The sequence below is a fragment of the Nocardia sp. NPDC003963 genome (assembly GCF_053605105.1).
In genome coordinates, this window is the sequence record NZ_JBSGIP010000014.1 from 142,399 (window position 1) to 150,010 (window position 7,612).

Consider the following 7,612-nt stretch of genomic DNA (forward strand, 5'->3'; position numbering starts at 1 on the left):
TCCTGGATGGTTGCTCAGCTCGGTCGGTGCGCGGTATTCGGTGTGGGGTCGAACTCGAGGCGGGCGTGGACGCGCGACCAGGGGGAGATGACCTCCAGCACCGGGTTCGTCCCCGGCCGCGCCACCAGCTCCGCCGGCTCGCCGCAGAACAGCGGGGCCAGGCCGCGGTGGCGGAGCGCCCGAGGCGGGGCCGTTCCCGCGCGCCGGGCCGCCTCCGCCAGTGCCACCGCCATGAGCGGGCCGTGGACGACCAAGCCCGGGTAGCCCTCGACTCCGGTCGCGTAGGGCCAGTCGAGGTGGATCCGGTGCGGGTTGGCGGTGAGCGCGCTGAACCGGGCCAGGTGCAGCGGATCGGTGCGCAGATCGCACCGCGTCCCACCCTCCTCGGTGCTCCGGGCCGGGCCGATCAGCTCCGTGGTGAGCGGCACCGGGGCGGGCTCGACTCCCGCCGACTCCCGCCGCGCGCCGGTGTAGACGATATTGCGGATCTCCTCCAGGAGCAGGGCGCCGGTCCGGTCGTGCACCAGAACGGTCAGGTCGACCAGGATGAGCGGTCCGGTGCGTCCCTCGCGCTCCCGCGGCTCCGAAGCGCGCGAGGTCACCGTGACTTCGCCGCCGACCGGTATCGGGGCATGGAAGGTGAGGCTGCCGCCGCCGAACATGCGGCGCGGCAGGGCGATATCCGGCATGATTCCGGTCCCGCGGCGGGGATGCCCGTCCGGTCCGAGCGTGTGCGGGGCGGGCCAGCGGGCGAGCGCGGCCCAGTGCCACAGGGGCGGCAGGGGCGCGCCCGCCCGCAGGTCGAGGTCCGTCGCACCGAGCAGATCGGCCAGTGCCGCCACCGTGACCGGGTCGACGACGCGGTCGACGACGCTCTCCCGCGGCGCACTCACATGAACCGCCCGCCGGTCACCTCGGCCACGGTGCCGGTCATATAGGAGGACAGGGGCGAGGCGTAGAACAGGGCGACACCGGCGACCTCGTGCGTCTCACCGGGCCGCTGCATCGGGATCTCCGCCATTTTCCCGTCCCACGCCTTCTGCGGCATCGCCTCGGTCATCGCCGACCTGATCAGCCCCGGCTGGATCGCGTTGATCCGCACCCCGTGGTGGGCCATCTCCTTGGCCGCCGCCTTGGTGAGCCCGACGATCCCGGCCTTGGCGGCCGAGTAGTTGGTCTGGCCGATCATGCCGACCTTGCCGGACAACGAGGAGATATTCACGATCGCGCCCGACTTCTGCTCCCGCATCCGGGCCGCGGCCAGCCGGGTGCCGTTCCAGGTGCCTTTCAGATGGACCTGGACGACGAGGTCGAAATCATCCTCGGTCATGGTGCGCATGGTCGCGTCGCGGGTGATTCCGGCGTTGTTGACGAAAACGTCGAGGGAGCCGAATTCGGTGACGGCCGTATCGATCAGGTTCTGCACCTGGTCGGCGTCGACGACGTCGCACCGTACGGCGCGGGCCCGGTCGTTGCCGAGCTCGGCGACGGCGGCCTGCGCCGCGGCTTCGTCGAGATCGCCGATGACGACCCGGGCGCCGTGCTCGAGGTACAGCCGGGCGATGGCCAGGCCGATGCCCTGGGCGCCGCCGGTGACGACGGCGGTCCGGTCGGTGAGGAGTGCGGTCATGAGGGGCCTTCCTGTCGATGCTGTGCGTAGGGGATGCGCGGGCCGAGCGACCGCGTCATCGGGTGGAATCGCCGGCCGGAGCGGATGCCACGACCCGGAGATCGTGCAGGCGGCCGATCTCGTGATCGGCGAGTCCCAGCGTGTGCGCCAGGACCTCCTCGGTGTCGGCGCCGAGGCGCGGGGCGGGTTCGGGAGCCGGGAGGTGCTCTTCCCAGCGCAGCGGATTCCCGGTGGCCAGCATGTCCCCGATCCCGGGTTGGTGGACCGGCCGCGCCACCGAACCCGCGTCCGCGCGGGCCAGCGCCGCGGCCTCGGCCATCGACCGGTAGGGGCCCCACAGCACCCGGGCCCGGTTCAGCCGGTCGGTCAGCTCGTCGAGGGAGCGCGCCGCGAACCAGGGACGCAGGATCGAGGCGATGGTCTCGCGGAGTTCGTAGCGCGCGGCTTCCTGTCGCAGGTCGGTGTCGAGCGCGGTCTCGAGCGCCGCGAAAACCGGCGCGGTCCCGGTGACCTCGCACAGTGCACGCCACTGCCCTTCGGTCAATGCCACGACCATGAGCCGCCGGCCGTCGGCGGTGGCGAAATCGGTACCGAAGCTGCCGTAGAGATGGTTGCCGTGCGGCGCGCGGTCCCCGTGCTGTTCGGCTTCGGCCAGCCAGCCCAGCGCGCCCACCGCGGACAGCGCGACATCGGCCAGCGCGATATCGAGGCGCGACCCCGCTCCGGTCTGCTCACGACGGTTCACCGCGGCCAGCACGCCGAGCGCGGCGGACGCGCCCGTGAGCAGATCCCAGGCGGGCAGGACATGGTTGACCGGTTCCGCGGCGCCGCCCGGCCCGGTCATATCCGGAACCCCGACCGCGGCGTTCACCGTGTAGTCGACCGCGGGCCGGCCGTCGGGGAAACCGAGTACGTGGACCGAGATCGCGTCGGCTCGACGGGCGGTGAGGTCCGCGTGGGTGACCCGGTGCCGCCCGGCCACATTGTCGACGAGGATGCCCGCGCCCGGTCCCGGCCCGGTGCAGAGCGCCAGCAGCAGATCGCGTCCCTCCGGTGTGCGGTAGTCCAGTGCGACCGATCGCTTCCCCTTGTTGAGATTCGCCCAGTAGAGGCTGGCGCCGGTGTGGGCGAGCGGCCAGCGCAGGTGGTCGCTGCCGCCGCCGGGGAGGTCGACCCGGATGACGTCGGCCCCCAGCTGGGCGAGGTTCATACCGCACGAGGGTCCGGCCACGAAGGTGGCGCATTCGACCACCTGGAGATGGGCCAGCGGGGTGGTGTTCATGAGAAGCGTGGCTCCCGTCGTTCGAGGAAGGCGCGGCGGCCTTCTTGTGCGTCGGTTCCGTGGCCGGCCAGGGCCATCGCGGTGCGTTCGTTGGCCAGGAACTGGGCGAGGTCCGCCCGGTCCTGGGCGAGTAGTGATTTGGTGACGGCGTTGGACCCGGTCGGGCCGGCCGCCAGTACGGTGGCGAGTTCGACGGCGCGCGCGGTCGCGCTCCCGGTCGCCACCGTCTCGGTGACCAGCCCGGCCGACCGCGCGTCCCGGGCGGTGAGCGGCTCGCCGAGGAAGAGGTGGGCCGCGGCGCGCTGTTGCCCCAGCCGGCGCGGCAGGTGGTAGGCCGTACCGGCGTCGGCTGTCAGGCCACGGGCGGCGAACGGGGCCTTGAAGTGCACGTCCTCCCCGGCGACGACCAGATCGCAGGCGAGGACGATGCCCCAGGCGGCACCGATCGCGTACCGCTCGACGGCCGCGATGATCACCTGGTCGGCACGCACCATCGCGGTCACCAGATCGTGGATCAGGGCCAGCCGTGCCGCGGGACCGAACAGGCCGTCCTCTGGTCCGGGCATCGACGCCACATCCCCACCGGACGAGAAGAATTCGTCGCCTCCGGTGATGACCACGGCCGCATCCCGGCGGTGGGCGGCCGCGGCGAGACCGGCCCGCAGCAACTCCAGGGTCGGCGCGTCGAGAGCGTTGCGGCGGTGCGGGCGGTCGATTCGCAGAACGGTGACCCCGGGGCCCGGGTGTTCTCGGTGAACGGGTGCCTGAGCTGTCTCGGAAGTCATAATCTATAGAAAATATAGTATGACTCAGTACTCTGTCGAGAGGTCCTACGGCTGTCCGGAGCGCGGCACTCCTGGGCGGCCATCGCTCGACGCCGGGTGCGTCCGATGCCGCGGCGAGCAGAGAGAAGAGGTACGGGATGAAGACGATCGTCACCGGTGTGGACGGCAGCCCCACCGCCGAGCGGGCGGCCGAGCGGGCCGCGCGGTTGGCCCGGGCGCTGGGGGCCGAACTCCACGTGGTCTGCGCATACGAACGCCTGGAGGTCGAGCGGATCCGGCAGGGCAGTGACGAACTCGTCCGGTCGACCGAGGACGAGGCCCGGCGCACGGCCGTCGCGGTGGTCCGGGCACTGCAGGCACAGCACCAGGCGATCGTGCTGCACCCGCACGCGGTCGAGGGAAAGCCCGGAGAGGTGCTGGTCCAGGTCGCGGCGCAGTGCGACGCGGAGCTCATCGTCGTCGGTAACAAGCGGGTCCAGGGCTTCGCCCGTGTTCTCGGCAGTATCGCGCGCGATGTGGCGAGCCGGGCGCACTGTGATGTCTACGTGGCCCATACCCACGAGCGCTGACGGGCGGATCGTTCGCCGCACGAAGGGGTTCCGGCTCTGGTCGGGTCTAGAGCCGGTAGTCCGCGAGCAATGCGCGGCCGATGATCATCTTCTGGATATCGGAGGTGCCCTCGCCGATCAGCATGAAAGCGGCTTCGCGGTAGAGGCGCTCGATCTCGTACTCCTTGGAGTAGCCGTAACCGCCGTGGATGCGGAAGGAGTCCTGCACGACCTCGTTGCAGTACTCCGCGGCGAGCATCTTCGCCATCCCGGCGCCCACGTCGTTGCGTTCGCCCGTGTCCTTCAGCCGGGCGGCCCGGACCGTCATCGCATGGGCGGCCTCGACCTTGGTGGCCATCTCCGCGAGGCGGAACAGGATCGCCTGGTGATCGGCGATCGGCTTGCCGAAGGTTTCGCGCTGCTGTGCGTAGGCGATCGCCAATTCGAAGGCCCGGAGCGCGATTCCGCAGGCCCGGGCGGCGACATTGACGCGGCCGACCTCGACACCGTCCATCATGTGGTAGAAGCCCTTGCCCGGCACGCCACCGAGGATCCGATCGGCCGGCACCCGGTGGCCGGTGAAGACGGCCTCGGTGGTGTCGACCCCCTTGTAGCCCATCTTGTCGATCTTGCCGGGAATGGTGAGGCCCGGGGCGGTCTCGCCGTAGCCGGCCTCCTTCTCGATCAAGAACGTCGTCATGTTCTTGTAGACGCTGTCGGCGCCCTCGTCGCTTTTCACCAGTACCGCCACCAGGTTCGACGTGCCGCCGTTGGTCAGCCACATCTTCTGGCCGTCGATCGTGTACCAGCCGTCCTCGCCCCGGACCGCTCGGGTCTTGATCGCGGCGACGTCCGAGCCCAGGCCGGGCTCCGACATCGAGAACGAGCCCCGCATATCACCGGTGGCCATCCTCGGCAGATACTTCTGCTTCTGCTCGTCGGTACCGTGCCGCATGAGCATGTAGGCCACGATGAAGTGGGTGTTGATCACGCCCGAGACGCTCATCCAGCCGCGCGCGATCTCTTCGACGCACAACGCATAGGTCAGCAGCGATTCGCCCAGCCCGCCGTATTCCTCGGGGATCATCAACCCGAAGATGCCCAGCTCCTTCAGTCCGTCGACGATCTCCTGGGGGTATTCGTCGGCGTGTTCGAGCTCGGTGGCCACCGGGAGGATCTTCTTCTCCACGTACGCACGGACGGTTCGAATGATCTCGGTCTGGTCCTCGGTCAACCCGTCTGTGCTGCATAGCCGGCTCATAGCGCGTTCTCCTTGTTCGGCGACCGTGCCTCGCGCGCGATCTCGACCGTGTGCTGCCCACCGTGCCGGGCGGTCCGCCTCCGGCACCTGAGTCCGGTTAGTTCTATCATATGTACGTACAAATTTATCCAGTTATGCGTACAAATAGAGAAGGGCTGCCGGTACCGGGGTCGGGGACGGTGTGCACGAGGCCGGCCGGCGGCCGAGCGGCTCGCGGGTTCACGGCCGTTCGGCGTGGACGTCGCGGCGGCCCGTCTGCTCGCCGGTCCCGGCCGTGGTGCCGAGGCGTGGGCCCGGCCGGACTCGGTTCGCGCAGTACAGTCAGCGGGTGCTGCGGCGCAGCGTCACCCGGTAGGTGTAGTGCTCCGGCAGGAAATGACTGACCGACAGATCGACGGCCCGGCCGTCGGCATCGGTGTAGAGCCGGTCGACGCGGAGCATCGGATGGCCTTGTTCACAGCCGAGTCCGGCCGCGACTTCGGCATCGGCGCGTGACACCGTGATCGACTGCGCGGCTTCCGCGATCGGGCTGTCGAGGTGCGGTTCGAGCAACCCGATCACGGTATGGGAACTCGCCCCGCCGGCACCGAGTTCGGCGCGGCCGAGGATATGTCTGCCGATGTGCTCGGGCAGATGCACCGTGGTCAGGACGAACGGGACCCCGTCGTGAATGCGGCGGAAAGCGACGGTGTAGACGATATCGGTGTCGAGCCGCAACCTGCTGGCGGCATCGATATCGACCCTGCGGTGCAGCGGCGTGATCACCTCCATCGTGGTGTCGGCGGATAGGTTCATCAGGTCCTCGATCGAACCGTGATGACGGAGATAGCGGCCCTCGGCTTCGGCCACGAATGTGCCGCGACCCGGGACGCGGTAGACCGTCCCGTCGGCGACGAGGTCCTGGAACGCGCGGCGCACCGTCTGGCGGCTGACCCGATATCGTTGGGCGAGTTCCGCTTCGGTCGGCAGTTTGCCGCTGTCGCGATACTCACCCGCGGCGATACCGGCCCGCAGCTCCCGGGACACCACCTGATGCGCCGGTTCCGTGCCCCGTTCCCGGTCTGCCTTCATGTTCTCCTGCCCTTCGGATCCGAATCCGCCCGAGTCACCGACCGGCCCTGCGCGAATGCCAGTTGGTCCCGCGCCGTCGCCGAGGCCTGGAATTCGCGTTCGGCGCTGCCTGCCGTGGACAACGGTAGCGGCCGGATGCGGACGCCCTCACCTCGGCGACATACGGTGTTGTCGTGGCCGGAATCGCGGTCGGGCGCCGGAACGCGCCCGGGGAGCTGTTCGCTGAACGGATCGCGTGCGGGTTCGGAGTCCATGGTTTCGCTGCACGCGCTGTAGTTCCGGCGCGGTCGGGTAGCGGACGGGCGCACATCGGCGTTGCTGTCGAACACCTGCTGGGCAGTGGCGGTGAACTGTCGCCTTCCGGTTGTCATGTGGCCCACCGGTCGTCGGCTGCGTGCCGGAGCCGGAGAGGTTCTGTCGTCGCTGGGCGCCCCTCGTGCCGAGATGGGTCGGGGCCCGGTTCTTCGGCCGGCGTTGCCGCCCAGTCCCGGCCGGACAAATGCGATGACCTGGCCTGGTCCGCCGCGAACCGCTCCCGGACACTGTTCAGGTGCGTGGACCATCACTGAAGAAGGCGTCGTTTCCGCGGGCCGAGTCTTCGAAGTGGCGGCACAGCGATCCACCTCGTTGCGGGTCGCCCGCAGCGGGGAGGCGGCCGATCTGCTCGATCCCGAATCCGCCCGCCGGGCGTTCGCCGCCGCGGCCGACACCACCCGGCCGACTGCTCGACAGCAACCTCCTACCCACATCGGAGAACCTACATTGGGTCATCGGCACCGACCGCGGCACGACCTGCTGAAAGCAGATCAAATCTCATGCTGAACCGACCTCTGGCTCGGATGACGCTCCACCCGGTGAGCGGGATGACCAATTCAGCAAGGCCGAGGGTGAATCCGGCGAAGTCGGTGGTGTTGTTCATCGCGAGTTCCGTGATTTCCGTCTAGGACCTGTCCTGTAATTCGTTGTGGTGGTTGGTGTTAGCTGTCGGGTGTGGTGGGTCGTGGTGAAGTGACCGATAAGGCATGGGCTCGGATC

General features: G+C 69.4%; 9 protein-coding genes. 1 reads left to right on the forward strand and 8 read right to left on the reverse strand.

Annotated elements, in window-relative coordinates; all coding sequences use genetic code 11:
* Nucleotides 1–14: 14 nt before the first annotated feature.
* The 4 genes from ACWEWT_RS22460 to ACWEWT_RS22475 are packed head-to-tail and all read right to left on the reverse strand — an operon-like array spanning nt 15 to nt 3,697.
* A complete protein-coding gene (locus ACWEWT_RS22460; protein ID WP_452561650.1) occupies nt 15–893 on the reverse strand; it encodes an FAS1-like dehydratase domain-containing protein in 879 nt (292 codons plus the stop codon).
* Nucleotides 890–1,630, reverse strand: a complete 741-nt coding sequence (gene fabG / locus ACWEWT_RS22465) for a 3-oxoacyl-ACP reductase FabG (RefSeq protein WP_452561651.1) — start codon at nt 1,628–1,630, stop codon at nt 890–892. The genes ACWEWT_RS22460 and fabG overlap by 4 nt, the downstream gene beginning before the upstream one ends.
* A gap of 55 nt (nt 1,631–1,685) precedes the next feature.
* Nucleotides 1,686–2,912 carry a CoA transferase gene (locus ACWEWT_RS22470; protein ID WP_452561653.1) on the reverse strand — a complete coding sequence of 409 codons (1,227 nt, stop codon included), beginning with the start codon at nt 2,910–2,912 and terminating at the stop codon, nt 1,686–1,688.
* Entirely contained in the window at nt 2,909–3,697 is a 789-nt protein-coding gene (locus tag ACWEWT_RS22475; protein ID WP_452561655.1) for an enoyl-CoA hydratase/isomerase family protein, read from the reverse strand. Before ACWEWT_RS22475 ends, ACWEWT_RS22470 begins: the two co-directional genes overlap by 4 nt.
* Before the next feature lie 137 nt (nt 3,698–3,834).
* Here ACWEWT_RS22475 and ACWEWT_RS22480 point away from each other — a divergent pair, with 137 nt between their 5' ends.
* Nucleotides 3,835–4,266 (forward strand): universal stress protein, encoded by a 432-nt coding sequence (locus ACWEWT_RS22480; RefSeq protein WP_452561656.1) that lies wholly within the window; start codon nt 3,835–3,837, stop codon nt 4,264–4,266.
* A gap of 46 nt (nt 4,267–4,312) precedes the next feature.
* Here the strand turns inward: ACWEWT_RS22480 and ACWEWT_RS22485 are convergent, their stop codons facing one another.
* The 4 genes from ACWEWT_RS22485 to ACWEWT_RS22500 form a co-directional block, all read right to left on the reverse strand.
* Entirely contained in the window at nt 4,313–5,506 is a 1,194-nt protein-coding gene (locus tag ACWEWT_RS22485; protein ID WP_452561657.1) for an acyl-CoA dehydrogenase family protein, read from the reverse strand.
* 321 nt (nt 5,507–5,827) lie between these two features.
* Nucleotides 5,828–6,577 carry a GntR family transcriptional regulator gene (locus ACWEWT_RS22490; RefSeq protein WP_452561658.1) on the reverse strand — a complete coding sequence of 250 codons (750 nt, stop codon included), beginning with the start codon at nt 6,575–6,577 and terminating at the stop codon, nt 5,828–5,830.
* Nucleotides 6,574–6,948 (reverse strand): hypothetical protein, encoded by a 375-nt coding sequence (locus ACWEWT_RS22495; protein WP_452561659.1) that lies wholly within the window; start codon nt 6,946–6,948, stop codon nt 6,574–6,576. The genes ACWEWT_RS22490 and ACWEWT_RS22495 overlap by 4 nt, the downstream gene beginning before the upstream one ends.
* Nucleotides 6,949–7,334: 386 nt before the next feature.
* A complete protein-coding gene (locus ACWEWT_RS22500; RefSeq protein WP_452561660.1) occupies nt 7,335–7,496 on the reverse strand; it encodes a hypothetical protein in 162 nt (53 codons plus the stop codon).
* Nucleotides 7,497–7,612 lie beyond the last annotated feature (116 nt).

What these genes read in the sequence shown, in the direction of transcription:
- ACWEWT_RS22480 (WP_452561656.1), top strand. Translation starts at nt 3,835, where the DNA reads ATGAAGACGATCGTCACCGGTGTGGACGGCAGCCCCACCGCCGAGCGG.
- ACWEWT_RS22470 (WP_452561653.1), bottom strand. Translation starts at nt 2,912, where the DNA reads ATGAACACCACCCCGCTGGCCCATCTCCAGGTGGTCGAATGCGCCACC.
- fabG (WP_452561651.1), bottom strand. Translation starts at nt 1,630, where the DNA reads ATGACCGCACTCCTCACCGACCGGACCGCCGTCGTCACCGGCGGCGCC.
- ACWEWT_RS22500 (WP_452561660.1), bottom strand. Translation starts at nt 7,496, where the DNA reads ATGAACAACACCACCGACTTCGCCGGATTCACCCTCGGCCTTGCTGAA.
- ACWEWT_RS22475 (WP_452561655.1), bottom strand. Translation starts at nt 3,697, where the DNA reads ATGACTTCCGAGACAGCTCAGGCACCCGTTCACCGAGAACACCCGGGC.
- ACWEWT_RS22495 (WP_452561659.1), bottom strand. Translation starts at nt 6,948, where the DNA reads ATGACAACCGGAAGGCGACAGTTCACCGCCACTGCCCAGCAGGTGTTC.
- ACWEWT_RS22485 (WP_452561657.1), bottom strand. Translation starts at nt 5,506, where the DNA reads ATGAGCCGGCTATGCAGCACAGACGGGTTGACCGAGGACCAGACCGAG.
- ACWEWT_RS22490 (WP_452561658.1), bottom strand. Translation starts at nt 6,577, where the DNA reads ATGAAGGCAGACCGGGAACGGGGCACGGAACCGGCGCATCAGGTGGTG.